This is a genomic window from Leifsonia sp. 22587 (assembly GCF_052044215.1).
Lineage (GTDB): Bacteria > Actinomycetota > Actinomycetes > Actinomycetales > Microbacteriaceae > Leifsonia > Leifsonia shinshuensis_C.
Genome location: NZ_JBQENB010000001.1, coordinates 469,159 through 486,023, shown reverse-complemented (window position 1 = coordinate 486,023; position 16,865 = coordinate 469,159). Strand labels below are relative to the sequence as shown.

Sequence of the window (16,865 nt, the reverse complement as noted above, 5' to 3'; positions counted from 1 at the left end):
CATCCCCGACCCGCTGCGGCACGACGCCGCCCGGGTCCGATGCCCGAAAGGCACACCCCTGTGACTTCAACCTTCGCCGAACTCGGCGTACCCGCTCCTCTCGTCGCGGTCCTCGCGGCCGACGGCAAGACCGACGCCTTCCCCATCCAGGCCGACACGCTCCCCGACGCCCTCGCGGGCAAGGACGTGCTGGGCCGCGGAAAGACCGGCTCCGGCAAGACCATCGCCTTCGCGCTGCCCCTCGTCGCACGGCTCGGCACCGTGCTCGCCGGCGGCCGGCGCCGCCCGGGGCGTCCGCTCGCCCTCGTGCTTGCCCCGACCCGCGAGCTGGCGACCCAGATCGCCGCGACGTTCCGCCCGCTGGCGGACGCCTACTCCCTGCGTGTCTCCACCGTCTTCGGCGGCGTCTCGCAGAACAAGCAGGTCGCCGAGCTCAAGGCCGGCGTCGACATCCTCGTCGCCTGCCCCGGCCGCCTCGAAGACCTCATGAAGCAGGGCTTCGTGAACCTCGACGCCGTCGAGATCACCGTGCTCGACGAGGCCGACCACATGGCCGACCTGGGCTTCCTGCCCGTCGTGACGCGCATCCTCTCGGCGACGCCCGCCGACGGCCAGCGCCTGCTGTTCTCGGCGACGCTCGACAACGGTGTGGACAAGCTGGTCACCCGCTTCCTGCACTCCCCCGTGCTGCACTCCGTCGACGACGAGACCAGCCCGGTCGAGGCGATGACCCACCACGTGCTGCAGGTGGACACCCCGGACGAGAAGAAGGCCCTGGTCGAGGCGCTCGCGTCGGGCACCAGCCGCCGCATCCTGTTCACCCGCACCAAGCACCAGGCCAAGAAGCTGGCCAAGCAGCTCACCGCCTCCGGCATCCCGGCCGTCGACCTGCACGGCAACCTCGCGCAGGGCGCCCGCGACCGCAACCTCGCCGCCTTCGGCGAGGGCAGCGTGCGTGTGCTCGTGGCGACGGACGTCGCAGCGCGCGGCGTGCACGTGGACAACGTCGAGCTCGTCGTCCACGTCGACCCGCCGGCGGAGCACAAGGCGTACCTGCACCGCTCCGGCCGCACGGCCCGTGCGGGCAGCGCCGGCGACGTGGTCACCGTGATGCTGACCGCGCAGTCGGACGACGTGAAGACCCTCCTGCGCAAGGCGGCCATCCAGGTCTCGCCGCAGCGCGTCACCGCGACGTCGGCGGCCGTGACGTCGCTCGTCGGCGATGTGGCCCCGCGCGTGGCGCCCAGCGCTCCGCAGCAGCGGACCGCCGGTGGCGGCGGCACGTCGCAGGGCGCGAACGCGCAGCGGAAGCGCGCGCGGCGCAACGGCGCCGGCGGCGGCCAGGCGGGCGCCGGTCAGGCGGGCGCCGGCCAGGCGGCCGGTCGCCAGTCCGCCGGGCAGGGCGCGGGCGGCGGACGCCGTCAGGGCGCCGAAGGCGGACGCGGCGCCGGTGCGACCGCGGGCGCCGCAGGCGGCGGCTCGCGCCGGCGCGGACAGCGCCCGGGTGCGGCCCAGCAGGGCGCGAGCACGCGCGGCGGCGCTGCGCCCTCGCGCGCGGGCCACGGCTCGTCTGCGCAGCGCGACCACGCGGGCGCCCGCTCCGGCGGCGCCGCGCGCCCGTCGGCCGCGCGCTCCGACGCCTCCGTGCGCCGGGGCAACGGCTCCCGCCGCGCCCAGGGCTGACCGCTCCCGTTCATCCCGCTCGGCGCCCGTCGTCGAGTACACGAAAAGTGCACGCTCAGAGCCTTCTGAGCGTGCACTTTTCGTGTACTCGATGGGGGCGGGTCTATGGAAGGTCTGCAGCGTGTAGCGGGCGGACCTGCGATTCCTCGGGGTCCTCGACCTCGGGACGCTCGGGCTGGGGATGCTCGGGGACGGGCCTCTCAGGGGGCAGCGCGTTGTCGTCGGCGCGGAGCGCAAAGGACGAGACGACGAACGGTATGACCAGGGCACTGGCGAGTACCGCGAAGACCAGATGCTTGCTGTTCTCGATCGCCTCACCGAAAATGGCCGTGCCGAACTGTACGACGGTGAACGAGGCCATCAGCAGTGCAGCGTTCGCGAAGCCCCGCGAGGGCGTACCTCGCTGCGATCGTCTTACGCCCAGGATCGCTCCGCCGAAGGCTATGACCCCAGCGAACGCGAAGCTGAAGAATCCGGTGACGCCCGATCCCGCGAGCGCAAGGAGCGAAAGCGAGTTCGCCTGTGCCTCTCCACGGCCCGGCTCGAACGCCCCGAGATATGAGGGCCGAGCAGCGAAGAAGTCGCTCGCACCCGTGTCGATGAGAGGCCAGACCCGGTCAGGGTGGTGCAGCAGGAACGTCGCGACTGTTCCGTAGTTCATCAGCGACGCGTACTGCTTCCATTCCGGCGTGAACATGATGGAGTTCTCGTCGCCCGCGGTCTTCCCCGCGTACTTTGCCATGCTCTCCGGAAAGCCCATCTCCTTCACGTCCTGCGCAGGGGTGGAGCTGTGACCGAGCACGCCGACCGAAATCAGCTCCCACGGGTTGATCTGCTGGAACTCTTTCGGGTTGTTGGCGAGCATCCATCCGCCGCCCACCGCGAATACGGCCACGAGAACCGCTCCTACCAGCCGCCGACCCACGAAACGGATTGCACGGGACCAGACCCGGTCCTCGGGCTTCACCGGCGCGGCCTTGCCTCGCCGCTCAAGTGGGACGACCAGCAGGAATGCAGCCAACGGGATGAGGAGGGTGATCGCCTGAACCTTCGAGGTGATCATCAGCAACCCGCCGATTCCAACCAGGATGGTGCCGAGCATCCGTCGACCGTTTGACGAGTAGAACACCACGCCGACGGCGAGAAGGGCGATGCCGACGAGCCCGACATACTCGCCCATCGGGCCCGCTGCGTAGGACGCGAAGATCGGGTCGCTCAGTACGCCGAAGATCACGGCGGAGAGCAGGACCCGGGCCCACAGCGCCATGCCCGTGGCCGCATAGGCGAACAAACCGACGAGTACACCGACAAGAACCGCGTTCGTGAGAACGAGCCAGTGGAAGTCGAGCGTTCCCGGCTTGCTCGAGACCGTTGACGAGAACCACTGAAGAGCCTTGAGCAGCCACACTTCCGATGACGGATACGGAGTGCAGGGATACGTCGGCGCCAAGCCGTTGTGCGACCACTCGAAGAGGGCGAAATCCCAATAACGTGGGGCTGAACGGTTGGTGGGGACGACGGCGTCCCAGCCGAGCTGACAGAGGTAACGATCGCCATCAGGGTGCGGTGCCTGACCCTGGAAGGACGGCACAGCGACCCTCAGAAGGGCGGCGACCATCGCGACGATGGCGATGGAACAACTGAGCAGACCGTCCGCCATGCGCGGTAGAGCCGACGTTCTCACCGCATTACTCGACATAGACGGACTCCTGCCTCCGGTCCGCGCCGAGAACAGTGTCAAACAACGATCTCTTCAGGGGACCACTTCGCTCGATGGGCAGCGCCGGCCGTGCTCGCCCAAGCTGGCTCCGGCAATAGCGCTCGCTACAGGAGACGACGAACGCATCGGTTCATGACGCCCGTCTCGAGGGTTTCAGCGACAGGTCAGGCGATGCGGCCGAGGGAGGCCATGGCGGCCTTGACGAGGGCGCCGCGGCCGCCCTCGAGCTCTTCCGTCACGGTGAGGGATGTCGCCTCCTCGGGCGTCATCCAGGTGAGCTCCAGCGCATCCTGCCGGGGCTCGCATGTGCCGGTGACCGGGACGACGTAAGCCAGGGACACCGCGTGCTGGCGCTCGTCCACGTACTGGGAGACGCCGGGCATCGGGAAGTACTCGGCGACCTGGAACGGCACCGGGCTCGCGGGGAGCTGCGGGAACGCCATCGGCCCGAGGTCTTTCTCAAGGTGGCGGAAGAGCGCCTCGCGCAGCGTCTCGCCGTACATCACGCGACCCGAGACGAGCGTGCGGGTGATCTGCCCGACCGCGTTCGCGCGCAGCAGGATGCCGACCTCGGTCACCTGGCCCAGGCCATCCACCCGGACGGGCACCGCCTCCACGTACAGCAGCGGGAGCCGCCGCCGGATCTGCTCCAGCTCGATGTCGGACAGCCAGGCGGGACCGGGCTGCGGACCGTCGCCGGGAAGCGGGTCGGGGGTCGGGTCCGGATCCGGAGTGCGAACGCTCATGCATGAATCCTACGGAAGGCCGCAGCAGGCACCTACGGGGCCGGCACGGATCTGTGGATGCGCGCCACTCCGACGGGGGCTGTGAACGATTTCCGATCCGGGCGCAGAATGGAGGGTGCCGTTTCCCGCTCCCGACCTCCGCATCGACCGCGACGCCGTGCTGTGGTCGGCGTCCGAGCGCGATCGCGCGGGCCGTCCCCTGCTGGTCCTCATGCACGGCTACGCGTCCGACGAGGCGGACCTGTTCGGCATCTCCGCGTACCTCCCGCTGGAGCCGGTCATCGCGTCGCTGCGCGCCCCGATCCCGGAGGGCCCCGGCTTCGCCTGGTTCTCCCGGTTCACGAACGTGCCGGGCGATCCGCTGGCCGGCAACGCCGACGCGGCCGCCCGCGCCGTGCTCGACTGGCTGGACGAGCAGCCGGACGTCCCGACCGGACTGCTGGGGTTCTCACAGGGCGGCGCCATGGCGCTGCAGCTCCTGCGGCTCGCGCCGGAGAGGTTCGACTACGCGGTCCAGCTCTCCGGCTTCGTGGTGAAGGGCGATCAGCCGCGGGATGCGGAGCTGGCCGATGCGCAGGTGCCGGTGTTCTGGGGCCGGGGGACGCTCGACGACGCCATCCCCGCGACCTCGCTGGAGCGCACCAGCGCCTGGCTCCCCGACCACTCCTCGCTGGATGCGCGCATCTACGAGGGCATGGGGCACGCCATCTCGCCGCTCGAACTGGGCGACATCTCCTCGTTCATCCGCACACACCTCCCCGCCCGCTGAGCGTTCTCCACAGGCGCACTCCGAGCCCCTGACTCTGTCGGTGGCCAGGTGCAAGATGGAGGGATGGCCGACGTGCTCGATCGTTTCTCCCCCGCGACCCGTGAGTGGTTCCGTGGGGCCTTCGCCGCGCCCACCGCGGCGCAGGAGGGCGCCTGGGACGCGATCTCGCACGGTAAGCACGCACTCGTCATCGCGCCGACCGGATCCGGCAAGACTTTGGCCTCGTTCCTGTGGGCGATCGACCGCCTCGCCGCCGCCCCGCGCGCGGCCGACGCGAAGCCGGGCACCCGGGTGCTCTACATCTCCCCGCTCAAGGCGCTGGGTGTGGATGTGGAGCGCAACCTGCGCGCGCCGCTGGTCGGCGTCACGCAGACGGCCAAGCGCCTCGGCGCCGAGCCGCCGCACGTCAGCGTGGGCGTCCGCTCCGGCGACACACCGGCGTCGGACCGTCGGGCGCTGCTGAGCAGCCCGCCCGACATCCTCATCACGACGCCCGAGTCGCTCTTCCTGATGCTCACGTCGCAGGCGCGCGAGACGCTGACCACCGTCGAGACCGTGATCGTCGACGAGGTGCACGCGGTCGCATCCACCAAGCGCGGCGCCCACCTCGCGCTGTCGCTGGAGCGGCTCGACCAGCTGCTCGAACGGCCTGCGCAGCGGATCGGCCTGTCGGCCACCGTCCGTCCGCCGGAGGAGGTCGCCCGCTTCCTCGGCGGCCGCGCGGCCGTCGAGGTGGTGGCACCGCCCGCGGGCAAGCGCTTCGATCTGCGCGTGGTCGTGCCGGTGGAGGACATGAGCGAGCTCGGCACCTCGACGTTCGCGAGCGAGAACCCCGACGACGGGTCGCCGCCGCAGGCCGGGTCCATCTGGCCGCACGTCGAGGAGGCGATCGTCGACCGTGTGCTCGAGAACCGGTCGACCATCGTGTTCTCGAACTCGCGGCGCCTGGCGGAGCGCCTGACGGCACGGCTCAACGAGATCTACGAGGAGCGACTGCTCGGCGGAGCCGCCGACGCGGCGCCCACCCGGGCGCCCGCGGAGCTGATGGGCGGCTCCGGGCAGACCCGCGGTTCGCAGGCGGTCGCCGACGAGGACACGCTGGTGCTGGCCCGCGCCCACCACGGGTCGGTGAGCAAGGAGCAGCGGGCGCTCATCGAAGACGACCTGAAGTCCGGCCGGCTGCGGTGCGTGGTCGCCACCTCGAGCCTCGAGCTCGGCATCGACATGGGCGCCGTCGACCTGGTCATCCAGGTGGAAGCGCCGCCGTCCGTGGCGAGCGGCCTGCAGCGCGTCGGCCGGGCGGGACACCAGGTGGGCGAGATCTCGCGCGGCGTGGTCTTCCCCAAGCACCGGGCCGACCTCATCCATTCGGCAGTGGCCACGGAGCGGATGACGGCCGGGCTCATCGAGTCGCTCAAGGTCCCGGCCAACCCGCTCGACATCCTGGCGCAGCAGACCGTGGCCGCCGCAGCGCTCGAACCGATCGACGCGGACGACTGGTTCGACGCCGTCCGGCGCAGCGCCCCGTTCTCGACGCTCCCGCGCAGCGCGTATGACGCGACCCTCGACCTGCTCGCCGGCCGCTACCCGTCCGACGAGTTCGCCGAACTGCGGCCCCGCATCGTGTGGGACCGCGACACCGGCACGATCACCGGCCGTCCGGGCGCCCAGCGACTCGCTGTCACGAGCGGCGGCACCATCCCGGATCGCGGCCTCTTCGGCGTGTACATGGTCGGCGAGAAGGCGAGCCGCGTGGGCGAGCTCGACGAGGAGATGGTCTACGAGTCGCGCGTGGGCGACGTGTTCGCCCTCGGGTCCACGAGCTGGCGCATCCAGGAGATCACGCACGACCGCGTGCTGGTCACGCCGGCGTTCGGCGAGCCCGGTCGTCTGCCGTTCTGGAAGGGCGACGGGATCGGGCGTCCGGCGGAACTGGGCCGGGCGGTGGGTGCATTCGTCCGGGAGCTGAGCAGCGCCTCGCCCGCCGATGCGGAGCTCCGCTGCGTGGAGGCCGGCCTCGACGCCTGGGCCACGAACAACCTGCTCTCCTTCCTGCGCGAGCAGAAGGAGGCCACCGGGCACGTGCCGACCGACCGCACCCTCGTCGTCGAGCGCTTCCGCGACGAGCTCGGCGACTGGCGCGTTGTGCTGCATTCCCCGTTCGGCATGCAGGTGCACTCGCCGTGGGCGCTGGCGGTGCAGGCGCGCGTCCGCGAGCGGTACGGCATCGACGCGGGCGCGATGGCGGCCGACGACGGCATCGTGGTGCGCATCCCCGACACCGAGGCGCAGCCTCCGGGCGGCGAGCTGTTCGTCTTCGAGCCGGACGAGCTCGACGAGCTGGTCACGGCGGAGGTGGGCGGGTCCGCGCTCTTCGCGTCGCGGTTCCGGGAGTCCGCCGCCCGCGCCCTGCTGCTGCCCAAGTACAACCCGGGCAAGCGGTCGCCGCTCTGGCAGCAGCGGCAGAAGGCGGCCCAGCTGCTGGATGTGGCGCGCAAGTACCCGACCTTCCCGATCATCCTCGAGACCATCCGCGAGGTGCTGCAGGACGTCTACGACCTCGGCGCGCTGACGGACGTGGCGAAGCAGATCGAGCAGCGCAGCATCCGCCTGGTCGAGGCCGCCACGGAGACGGCGTCGCCCTTCGCCCGCTCGCTGCTGTTCGGATATGTCGCTGCGTTCATGTACGAGGGCGACAGCCCGCTCGCCGAGCGACGCGCGGCGGCGCTCTCGCTCGACGCGGGACTGCTCGCCGAGCTGCTCGGGCGTGCGGAGCTGCGCGAGCTGCTGGATCCGCAGGTCATCGAGCGGGTCGAACTGCAGCTGCAGCGGCTCGCCCCCGAGCGCCGCGTGCGCGGTGTCGAGGGGGTGGCGGACCTGCTGCGGCTGCTGGGGCCGCTCTCGGTGGAGGAGGTCGCGGAGCGGCTGGAGGGCGAGCAGGGCGTCGCGCCGGCCGGCCAGGCTGACGGCGCCGATGCGGACGGGGCCGCTGCCGACGCCGACCTCGTCGCGCCGCACGCCGACCCGCCGACCGCCGCGACCCACCTCGCCACCCTCGTCGACACGCACCGCGCCCTCGCCGTGACGATCGCCGGCGTCGAGCGCTTCGCCGCGATCGAGGACGCCAGCCGGCTGCGTGATGCGCTCGGCGTCCCGCTGCCCATCGGCGTCCCGCTCGCGTTCATCGAACCGGTGGACGACCCGCTCGGAGACCTGGTGAGCCGGTTCGCGCGCACGCACGGTCCGTTCGAGACGGCGGACGTCGCGACGCGACTGGGACTAGGACCCGCGATCGTCCACGACGCGCTGCGCCGGCTCGCCCGCGACGGGCGCGTCGTGGAGGGCGAGTTCCGCCCGCACGCGCACGGCACCGAGTGGAGCGACGCGGAGGTGCTGCGCCGGCTGCGGCGCATGTCGCTCGCGGCGCTCCGGCACGAGGTCGAGCCGGTCGACACCCCGACCTTCGGCCGATTCCTGCCGGAGTGGCAGCACGTCGGCTCCACCCTGCGCGGGGTGGATGCGGTGGCCTCGGTGATCGAGCAGCTGGCCGGGGCGCGCATCCCGGCCTCCGCGTGGGAGTCTCTGGTGCTGCCGAGCCGCGTCTCCGACTACAGCCCGGCCATGCTCGACGAGCTCACGGCGACGGGCGAGGTCATCTGGTCGGGAGACGGGAGCCTTCCCGGCGACGACGGGTGGATCAGCCTGCACCTGGCCGATTCGGCCCCGCTCACGCTCGCGCCGCCCTCGGACCATGAGCCCGACGAGTTGCAGCGCGGCATCCTGGAGGCGCTCGGGCGCGGCGGCGGGTACTTCTTCCGTCAGCTCTCGGACGCGCTGGGCACCGAGCGCGGATCCGCCATCGACGATTCAGAGCTGGTCACGGCGCTCTGGGACCTGGTCTGGGCGGGCCGCATCACCAACGACACGCTCGCGCCCCTGCGCACGCTGACGGCGGGCGGCTCGGGCGCGCACAAGCGCCCCCGCCAGCCGACCCGCGCGCGCATGTACCGCGGCCGCGTGCCCACCCGCTCCGCCATGGTCACGCGGATGGGTCCCCCGACGGTCGCCGGGCGCTGGTCGCTGCTGCCGGAGCGCGACCTCGACTCCACGGTCCGCGCGCACGGGCAGGCGGAGACGCTGCTCGACCGGTACGGCGTGGTGACCCGCGGCTCGGTCATGAACGAGGGGACGCCGGGCGGCTTCGCGCTTGCCTACAAGGTGCTCAGCGGGTTCGAGGAGACGGGACGCGCGCGCCGCGGCTACTTCATCGAGACCCTCGGCGCCGCGCAGTTCGCCAGCGGAGCCACGGTCGACCGGCTGCGGTCGTTCTCGCGCGACCACACCCAGGAGCGGCCGTACGAGGCGGTCGCGCTCGCGGCGACCGACCCGGCGAACCCGTACGGCGCCGCGCTCCCGTGGCCGGCGGTTCCGGGCGAGTCGGGCACCGGTCACCGACCGGGGCGGAAGGCGGGCGCGCTGGTCGTGCTCGTCGACGGCGAGCTGACGCTGTACGTCGAGCGGGGCGGCAAGAGCCTGCTGTGCTTCGTGGCCGGGGCGGATGCAGTGCCAGGAGCTGACGCCGGACAGGGCGCCGAACGCTCCGTGAGCGCCGGAGACCCCGCGCTGGTCCTCCGCGCCGCCGCCCGCGCCCTCGCCGCGCTCGTCACGATGCGGCGCGTCGACAAGCTCGCGGTCGAGACGGTCAACGGCGGCTTCATCCTGGGCTCACCGCTCGGCGACGCGCTCTCGGAGGCCGGCTTCCTCGCCACCCCGCGCGGCCTGAGGCTCCGCGGATGACAGAGCCTGCGCGGATGACGGAGCCTGCGCTGACGACAGGACACCGCCATGCCTGAGGGCGACACCGTCTACCAGGCGGCGAAGCGCCTCGACCGCGCGCTCACCGGCCGCATCCTGACCGAGACCGACTTCCGCGTGCCGGCCTTCGCCACGGTCGACCTCTCCGGCAGACGGATGGATGCCGTGCTGAGCCGCGGCAAGCACCTGCTGATGCGCGTGGGCGACCAGACCATCCACAGCCACCTCAAGATGGAGGGCTCGTGGGAGGTGTACCCGCCGGACGGGCGCTGGCGGCATCCCGGTTACCAGGCCCGGGCCGTGCTGCGGAACGAGGAGGCGCAGGCAGTGGGGTTCCAGCTGGGCATCCTCGAGGTGGTCCCGCGCGACCGGGAGGACGACGTGGTCGGCCACCTGGGACCCGACCTGCTCGGGCCGGACTGGGACGCGCCGGAGGCGCTTCGCCGGCTCTCCGCGCATCCGGAGACGCCGGTCGCGGTCGCGCTGCTGGACCAGCGCAATCTCGCGGGGCTCGGGAACGTCTACGCCAACGAGCTGTGCTTCCTGCGCGGGATGCTGCCCACGCGTCCCGCGGGCGAGACCGACCTGGCCGCCGCGATCGACCTCGGCCACCGCCTGATCACCGTGAACCGGGACCGGCCGCTGCGGGTGACCACCGGCGACACACGCCGCGGACGCAACACCTGGGTCTACGGGCGGCGCGGCCAGCCGTGCCGGCGCTGCGGGACGCCCATCCGGTCGGGATCGCTCGGGCGCACCGAGCTCGAAGAGCGCGTGACATACTTCTGCCCGGTCTGCCAGACGTAGGCGGACCGGGCAGAAGCACGAACCAGGGGGACTAGGCCGCGGCCTCGTCCTCCTCCTGCTCGGCGTCGGCGCGAACCGTCGCGAGCGCTGCGGACCACGACTCGAGCTGGTCGAACAGCGGGGTCAGCGCGGCCGTCTGCTGGTCGGTCGGCTTGAGCTGCCAGTTCTCGAAGTCGTGCGCGAGGCTCAGGCCCACGTGGGCGCTGACCGTGGCGATCTGGAGCTGCGAGAGCACCAGCCGCAGGTGCTCGACGGCGCGCGCACCGCCGAAGACGCCGTAGCTCACGAAGCCGGCCGCCTTGTTGTACCACTCGGCCCCGACGTAGTCGATCGCGTTCTTGAGCGCGCCCGACGTGCTGTGGTTGTACTCGGGAGTGACGAACACGTAGCCGTCGAACTCGGCGATCTTGGCCGCCCACGCCTTGGTGTGCTCACCCGCGTACTGGCCCATCGCGGCGGGCATGGCCTCGTCGAGGTGCGGCAGGTCCCAGTCCTTCAGGTCCACGAGCTCGTACTCGACGCCGGTGCGCTTCGCGGCGTTCTCGTACACCCAGCGGGCCACGGCCTCGCCGTTGCGCCCCGGGCGCGTGCTTCCGATGATGATGGCGATCTTCGTCATGTCAGCCTTCCTTTTGATGACGTGTCATCGATGTGAACCCCGGGTCGCCGTCTCGCATTCCCGGTAGGCTCACCGCATGTCCGACGAGCGCACCGACCGCAGCGACGACATCCACCTCCCGGCCGACGCCACCGAGGAGCAGCGGCGGCAGGCGGGCGACCGACTGCGCGAGCGCATCTACGTCACGTTCACCGCGCTCGCGATCCTGATGGCGATGAACGCCCACGGCGGCGAGCTCGACTCCCCCACCGTGCTGTGGACCCTGGTCATCTCGGTCGTCGGCGTGCTGCTCGCCGGCCTCGCGTCGGATCTCGTGTCGCACATGATCGTGCACAGCAACCTGCCGACCGCGCTGGAGTTCCGCCACATGGTGGCCGTGTCCTCACGCGCTCTCGGCGTGCTGGTGGTGCCCCTCATCTCCGTCGGGCTGGCGGTCTTCGACGTCATCGAGGACCGCACCGGCATGACGATCGCGATCGTCGCGCTCATCATCTCCCTGGCGGTGATCGCGCGGATCGCGGTGTCGCGCACGGGCCTGTCGGGCTGGCGCCAGCTCGCGGTGCTGCTGGCGATCGTGGCGCTCGGCGTGCTGGTCGTCTTCCTGGAGGCGCTCGTCCACTGAGCGCACGCGGCGGCGCCGTGCAACGGCCCCGCCGCCGTGTCAGGATGGCGTATGGCCACCGTGCGCACGCGTCCCGATCCGCGCAAGCTGACGGACGACGAGCTGGAGCTGTTCCAGGCGTTCCACACGATGCGTCGCGGCTTCGACCGCACCCTCGACGCGCAGCTGCAGCACGACGACGGCATCTCGATCTCCGAGCTCGAGGTGCTCATGGCGCTCACCCGATCGCCGGGCCGCCGGCTGCGCGTCCGCGACCTCGTGGAGGTCACCGGCTGGGAGAAGAGCCGGGTCTCGCACCAGGTGACGCGCATGGCCGCGCGCGGGTTCGTCGAGCGGCAGGAGTGCGCGGAGGACCGCCGGGCCAGCTGGATCCACCTCACCGGAGAGGGCCGTCGCGTCGTGGTGCGCGCTCTGCCGAAGCACTCGGCGACGATCCGCCGCATCCTGTTCGACGCCTTGTCAGCAGAGCAGCAGGAAGAGCTGCTGGGCATCGCGCACGCCATGACCGCCGCGATCGCGGCCGAGGACTGCGCCCCTCCGGACGACTGCGACGACTGAGCGTTCTCGCAGACCGCCGGCCGCTCCGGCGGCGTGTCCGCTGGGAGGGCGTCGCGGAATTCCTGGCCATTCGTCGGGAACACCGGCGGAAACCAGGCGGTTCCAAGGCGTCGCCCCCTAGCGTTTCCGTGTGCGACGCCCGAACTTCCCCGCGACAGGACCCGGCGCCGACGGCAGCGACCAGCAGCCTCCGGCGACCGAGGTCTTCGGCCGCGTTCCCTCCACCGACCCGCGCCGCCCCGTGCGCGCGACCCGGCCCGCGGCCGGGGTGCCCACCGGCGGGGGTGCGAAGCCCTTCGATCCGTTCGGCCTCGGCGGCGACGCCCCCGGGCTCGGCGGGACGGGCGCCGGGCGTGACGGCGGCGGACGCGGCGGGAGCGGCAGCGGCGGCGGCGGACGCGGCGGCAACGGCCGCGGCGGAAACGGCGACGACGGCAACGGCCGCGGCGGCGACGGCGGCGACGGCACCGGCGGAACCCCGGCCGGCCCTGGCAAGCCGCCGCGCAACCGCCGCCGCGCCAAGCGCATCGTCGCGTGGACGGCGGCCGCGCTGGCCGTGATCCTCGTGGTGGTCGGCGGGTACGCCGCGTACAGCTACTTCCGCTTCGTCGGCGGCGTCAAGCACGTGGACGTCATCTCGAAGCCCGCCAGCGACGTCGACGGCGAAGACCAGAACATCCTGCTCGTCGGCGACGACCACCGCCCCACCGGGGCGACGCAGGCCGAGCTCGACCAGCTCAGCACGACGGACGACGGCGGTGGCACGAACACCGACACGATGATGGTCCTGCACATCCCGGCCAACGGGAAGTCGGCCACCCTCATCTCGCTGCCGCGCGACTCCTGGGTGGATGTGCCGGGTCACGGCATGAACAAGCTCAACGCCGCCTTCTCGCTCGGCGGCGGCGGAACCGACCCGACGAGCGGGGCCAAGTTGCTCATCCAGACGGTGCAGAACCTGACCGGGCTGAGCATCGACCACTACGTCCGCGTGTCCCTCCTCGGCTTCTACACGATCGCGCAGGCCCTCGGGCCGGTGCAGGTGTGCCTCAACAACGCCGTCGACGACCCGTACTCGGGCGCGAACTTCCCGGCCGGTGTATCGACTTTGGATGCGAAGCAGGCCCTGTCCTTCGTGCGCCAGCGGCACGGCCTGCCGCGCGGCGACCTCGACCGCGTCGTCCGTCAGCAGTACTTCCTGTCGGTCGAGGCGCACAAATTCCTCTCCGCCGGGACGCTCCTCAACCCGGCGAAGCTGACGAAGGTGCTGGATGCGGTGAGCGGCTCGCTCGAGACGGACCCGGGCCTCAACTTCCTGCAGCTGGCGACCCAGCTGCAGGGGCTGACCGGGGGGAAGATCCAGTCGGCGACCATCCCGATCTCGGGCACCCCGACCATCACGGTCGACGGCGACGACATCTCCATCGTGGAGGTGGACACCGCGGCGATGCCGGCGTTCATCCAGAGCCTGATGGGCACCCCGTCGGCGTACGACAACGCGACCGCCGCGAAGCCCGCGGACACGACGGTGACGGTGCTCAACGGAGGCAGCGCGAACGGCGCGGCGACCACCGCGACCCAGACCCTGGCCGCGGCGGGCTTCAAGACCGGTACCCCGGGGGATGCGGACACGCGCGCGACCACGGTCATCCAGTACAAGTCCGGCCAGGAGGCGCAGGCGAAGGCCGTCGCCGCCTACCTTCCGGGCGCGGCGGTGCAGCAGACGGACACCGTCAGCACGGTGACCGTGGTGCTCGGCGACGACGGCATCATGCCCGCCGCGCCTGCCGCGCCCGCCGCGGGCGGCGCTCCCGCCGCCCCCGCACCGGCCCCCACCCCCTCCGGCCCGGCCACCAACTACAGCGACAAGGTCTGCATCAACTGACGCGGACTGCGCGCAGCGGCGGCCTCAGTCGAACAGGCGGCGGAAGACGTTCGTGTCGGCGAGGTCGATGAGCTCGTCGCCGCGGCCGTTCATGATCGTGCGCAGCGCGTAGAGCGTGAAGCCGGCGACCTGCTTCGTGGTGATCGCCGGCGGGATGCTGAGCTCCTGCCGCGCGGTGACCACGTCCACCAGCGCCGGTCCGTCGTGCGCGAACGCGGTGCGCAGCGCGCTCTCCAGCTCGTCCGGCTTCTCGACGCGCTGACCGTGCAGCCCGGCGGCCTGCGCGAGCTGGGCGAAGTCCGGGTTCTCCAGGCCGGTGCCGAAGTTCACGAAGCCCGCCGCCTTCATCTCCACCTCGACGAAGTTCAGCGACGAGTTGTTGAAGACGACGATCTTCACCGGAAGCTTGTTCTGACGCAGGGTGAGCAGCTCGCCGAGCAGCATCGCCAGTCCGCCGTCGCCGGCGAGCGCGACCACCTGGCGCCCGGGGAACGCCGTCTGTGCGCCGATCGCCTGCGGCAGCGCGTTGGCCATGCTGCCGTGGGTGAACGAGCCGATCAGGCGGCGCCGTCCGTTCATCCGCAGGTAGCGGGCGGCCCACACCACCGGCGAGCCGACGTCCGGGATGAAGACAGCGTCCTCCGAGGCCAGCTCGCTGACCAGCCGCGCGACGTACTGCGGGTGGATGGGCGTGCGGTTGCGGTCGTTCACCGCCAGGTCGTCGAGGCTCTTGCGGGCCTTGGCGTAGTGCGCGAGCGAGGAGTCGAGGTGCTTGCGGTCCTTGCGCTCGCTGAGCAGCGGGAGCAGCGCCTCCACCGTGTCCTTCACGCTCCCGACGAGCCCGAGGTCGAGGGGGACGCGCCGCCCGAGGTTCTCGCCGCGGATGTCGACCTGGACGATCTTCGCCTTCGACGGGAAGAACTGCTGGTACGGGAAGTCCGTGCCGAGCATGAGCAGCGCGTCGCACGACTCCATCGCCCGGTAGCCGGAGGAGAAGCCGAGGAGGCCGGTCATCCCGACGTCGTACGGGTTGTCGTACTCGATGAACTCCTTGCCCCGCATGGCGTGCACGATCGGCGCCTTCAGCGCCTCCGCGACGGCGACGAGCTGCGCGTGCGCACCCTCGGCGCCCGCTCCCGAGAGGATGGTCACCTTCCGGGCCCCGTTCAGGATGTCCGCGGCCGCCTGGAGCTCGGGATCGGTCGGTCGCGTCACCCGCGGCGAGAACGTGATCGGGGCCGACTTGCGGCGCCCGGCGCTGTCCGCGAGGAAGATCTCGCCGGGCACGACGACGACCGCGACCCCGCGGCGCTCGATCGCGGTGCGCATCGCGATCTCGAGGATGCGCGGCATCTGGTCGGCCTGGCTGACCAGCTCCGTGTAGACGCTCGCCTCGCGGAACAGCTCCTGCGGGTGCGTCTCCTGGAAGTATCCGCTCCCGATCTCGGCACCGGGGATCTGGGCGGCGATGGCGAGCACCGGCACGCGGCTGCGGTTGGCGTCGTACAGCCCGTTGATCAGGTGGGTGTTGCCCGGCCCGCAGCTGCCCGCGCAGACCGCCAGCTCGCCGGTCAGGGCCGCCTCGGCCGACGCGGCGAACGCCGCCGCCTCCTCGTGCCGCACGTGCTCCCAGGTGATCGCGTCATTGCGGCGGATCGCGTCCGTGAAGCCGTTGAGGGAGTCGCCGGGGATGCCGTACACCCGGGTCACCCCCGCGTCCAGCAGGATCTCGACGGTCGTGTCGGCGACGGTGGGCATGGCGTTCCTCCCTCGATCGGTGCATCGGATGCGCCGGTCGGACCGCGTCGCACTCCCGGCAGGCCAAACCTACGCCCCTGACGGAAATCGTTCATCCTGCGGAAAGGAAGAGTGGGTTAACGTGAGCGCATCATGGTGAAACAGGCGAGGGCCCAGGTGACCCGCGACACGATCGTCGAGGGCGCCGCCTCGGTGTTCGGTCGCCGGGGGTACGGCCTCACGTCGATCGCCGACATCGCCACCGCCTCGAGTGTCACGAAGGGCGCGCTGTACTTCCACTTCCCCTCGAAGGACGAGCTGGCGCGCGCGGTCATCGCCGAGCAGCACCGGCGGACCATGGCCGCGGCCGCCGAGGTGCTGGAACAGGAGCGGCCGGGGCTGGAGACGATGGTGCTGCTGAGCGGCGTGCTCGCGCACCAGCTGCTCACCGACCCGGTCGTGCAGGCGGGCATCCGGCTGACCACCGACATCGCGTTCTTCGAGACGCCGGCCACCGATCCGTATCGCGACTGGCAGCGGCTGGCGGAGACGCTGTTCGGCCGGGGCGTCGAGGAGGGCGATCTGCGGCCGGGCCTCGACCCGGGGATGCTCGCGAGCGTGGTCGTCGCCTCCTACACCGGCGTGCAGCTCGTGTCGGAGACCTTCTCGGGCCGCGCCGACCTGCTGCAGCGGGTGCGCGATCTGTGGACCGTGCTGCTCCCCGGCATCGTGGCGGACGACCGGGCGACCGCGCTGGCGGCGCTTCCCGAGCTGATCCGCTGAGCCGGGACGTCGACCCGGCCGCAGCGCCCCCAATCCGCTGCGGCCGCGCCGAGGTGCACAATGCATTCTATGCCATAACCGGACGATCGGTATGGACTCGGCGAACACCGCCGCTCCGTCC

12 protein-coding genes are annotated in these 16,865 nt (G+C 71.7%); 8 read left to right on the top strand and 4 right to left on the bottom strand.

Translation table 11 applies throughout. From position 1 onward, the window contains the following. The first annotated feature begins 39 nt into the window (after positions 1–39). Positions 40–1,683, top strand: a complete 1,644-nt coding sequence (locus ACTJI1_RS02380) for a DEAD/DEAH box helicase (protein ID WP_440741415.1) — start codon at positions 40–42, stop codon at positions 1,681–1,683. Between the two features lie 103 nt (positions 1,684–1,786). Here ACTJI1_RS02380 and wsfD read toward each other — a convergent pair whose 3' ends face one another. Then, positions 1,787–3,343 (bottom strand): glycan biosynthesis hexose transferase WsfD, encoded by a 1,557-nt coding sequence (gene wsfD, locus ACTJI1_RS02375; RefSeq protein WP_440741414.1) that lies wholly within the window; start codon positions 3,341–3,343, stop codon positions 1,787–1,789. Positions 3,344–3,567: 224 nt separating this feature from the next. Next, on the bottom strand, positions 3,568–4,149 hold the full coding sequence (locus ACTJI1_RS02370; RefSeq protein WP_310131060.1) for an NUDIX hydrolase family protein: 582 nt from the start codon (positions 4,147–4,149) through the stop codon (positions 3,568–3,570). Positions 4,150–4,264: 115 nt separating this feature from the next. On the opposite strand from ACTJI1_RS02370, the gene ACTJI1_RS02365 reads away from it, so the two are divergent. From ACTJI1_RS02365 to ACTJI1_RS02355, 3 genes are all read left to right on the top strand, one after another. Then, a complete protein-coding gene (locus tag ACTJI1_RS02365) occupies positions 4,265–4,918 on the top strand; it encodes an alpha/beta hydrolase (protein ID WP_310131061.1) in 654 nt (217 codons plus the stop codon). A 63-nt stretch (positions 4,919–4,981) separates the two neighbouring features. Then, positions 4,982–9,715, top strand: coding sequence for an Lhr family ATP-dependent helicase (locus ACTJI1_RS02360; RefSeq protein ID WP_440741413.1), 4,734 nt, complete (start codon positions 4,982–4,984; stop codon positions 9,713–9,715). A gap of 48 nt (positions 9,716–9,763) precedes the next feature. Further along, entirely contained in the window at positions 9,764–10,540 is a 777-nt protein-coding gene (locus tag ACTJI1_RS02355) for a DNA-formamidopyrimidine glycosylase family protein (protein WP_440741412.1), read from the top strand. A 31-nt stretch (positions 10,541–10,571) separates the two neighbouring features. On the opposite strand, the gene ACTJI1_RS02350 is transcribed toward ACTJI1_RS02355, so the two are convergent. Further along, positions 10,572–11,159, bottom strand: a complete 588-nt coding sequence (locus ACTJI1_RS02350) for an NADPH-dependent FMN reductase (protein ID WP_440741411.1) — start codon at positions 11,157–11,159, stop codon at positions 10,572–10,574. A gap of 76 nt (positions 11,160–11,235) precedes the next feature. Between ACTJI1_RS02350 and ACTJI1_RS02345 the strand changes: the two genes are divergently transcribed. The 3 genes from ACTJI1_RS02345 to ACTJI1_RS02335 all read left to right on the top strand — a co-directional run bounded on the left by ACTJI1_RS02345 (position 11,236) and on the right by ACTJI1_RS02335 (position 14,224). Next, complete coding sequence (locus ACTJI1_RS02345; RefSeq protein ID WP_310131069.1) at positions 11,236–11,781, top strand: hypothetical protein; 546 nt, start codon at positions 11,236–11,238, stop codon at positions 11,779–11,781. Positions 11,782–11,832: 51 nt separating this feature from the next. Then, positions 11,833–12,339, top strand: a complete 507-nt coding sequence (locus ACTJI1_RS02340; protein WP_310131071.1) for a MarR family winged helix-turn-helix transcriptional regulator — start codon at positions 11,833–11,835, stop codon at positions 12,337–12,339. A gap of 130 nt (positions 12,340–12,469) precedes the next feature. Then, positions 12,470–14,224 carry an LCP family protein gene (locus ACTJI1_RS02335; protein ID WP_440741410.1) on the top strand — a complete coding sequence of 585 codons (1,755 nt, stop codon included), beginning with the start codon at positions 12,470–12,472 and terminating at the stop codon, positions 14,222–14,224. 24 nt (positions 14,225–14,248) lie between these two features. Here ACTJI1_RS02335 and poxB read toward each other — a convergent pair whose 3' ends face one another. After that, entirely contained in the window at positions 14,249–15,982 is a 1,734-nt protein-coding gene (gene poxB / locus ACTJI1_RS02330; RefSeq protein WP_440741409.1) for a ubiquinone-dependent pyruvate dehydrogenase, read from the bottom strand. A gap of 132 nt (positions 15,983–16,114) precedes the next feature. Between poxB and ACTJI1_RS02325 the strand changes: the two genes are divergently transcribed. Beyond that, positions 16,115–16,744 (top strand): ScbR family autoregulator-binding transcription factor, encoded by a 630-nt coding sequence (locus ACTJI1_RS02325; protein ID WP_440741408.1) that lies wholly within the window; start codon positions 16,115–16,117, stop codon positions 16,742–16,744. The last annotated feature ends 121 nt before the right edge of the window (positions 16,745–16,865 follow it).

Coding starts and splice junctions, on each gene's coding strand:
- ACTJI1_RS02380 (WP_440741415.1), top strand. CDS start 40: ATGCCCGAAAGGCACACCCCTGTGACTTCAACCTTCGCCGAACTCGGC.
- wsfD (WP_440741414.1), bottom strand. CDS start 3,343: ATGGCGGACGGTCTGCTCAGTTGTTCCATCGCCATCGTCGCGATGGTC.
- ACTJI1_RS02370 (WP_310131060.1), bottom strand. CDS start 4,149: ATGAGCGTTCGCACTCCGGATCCGGACCCGACCCCCGACCCGCTTCCC.
- ACTJI1_RS02360 (WP_440741413.1), top strand. CDS start 4,982: ATGGCCGACGTGCTCGATCGTTTCTCCCCCGCGACCCGTGAGTGGTTC.
- ACTJI1_RS02355 (WP_440741412.1), top strand. CDS start 9,764: ATGCCTGAGGGCGACACCGTCTACCAGGCGGCGAAGCGCCTCGACCGC.
- ACTJI1_RS02350 (WP_440741411.1), bottom strand. CDS start 11,159: ATGACGAAGATCGCCATCATCATCGGAAGCACGCGCCCGGGGCGCAAC.
- ACTJI1_RS02345 (WP_310131069.1), top strand. CDS start 11,236: ATGTCCGACGAGCGCACCGACCGCAGCGACGACATCCACCTCCCGGCC.
- ACTJI1_RS02340 (WP_310131071.1), top strand. CDS start 11,833: ATGGCCACCGTGCGCACGCGTCCCGATCCGCGCAAGCTGACGGACGAC.
- poxB (WP_440741409.1), bottom strand. CDS start 15,982: ATGCCCACCGTCGCCGACACGACCGTCGAGATCCTGCTGGACGCGGGG.
- ACTJI1_RS02325 (WP_440741408.1), top strand. CDS start 16,115: ATGGTGAAACAGGCGAGGGCCCAGGTGACCCGCGACACGATCGTCGAG.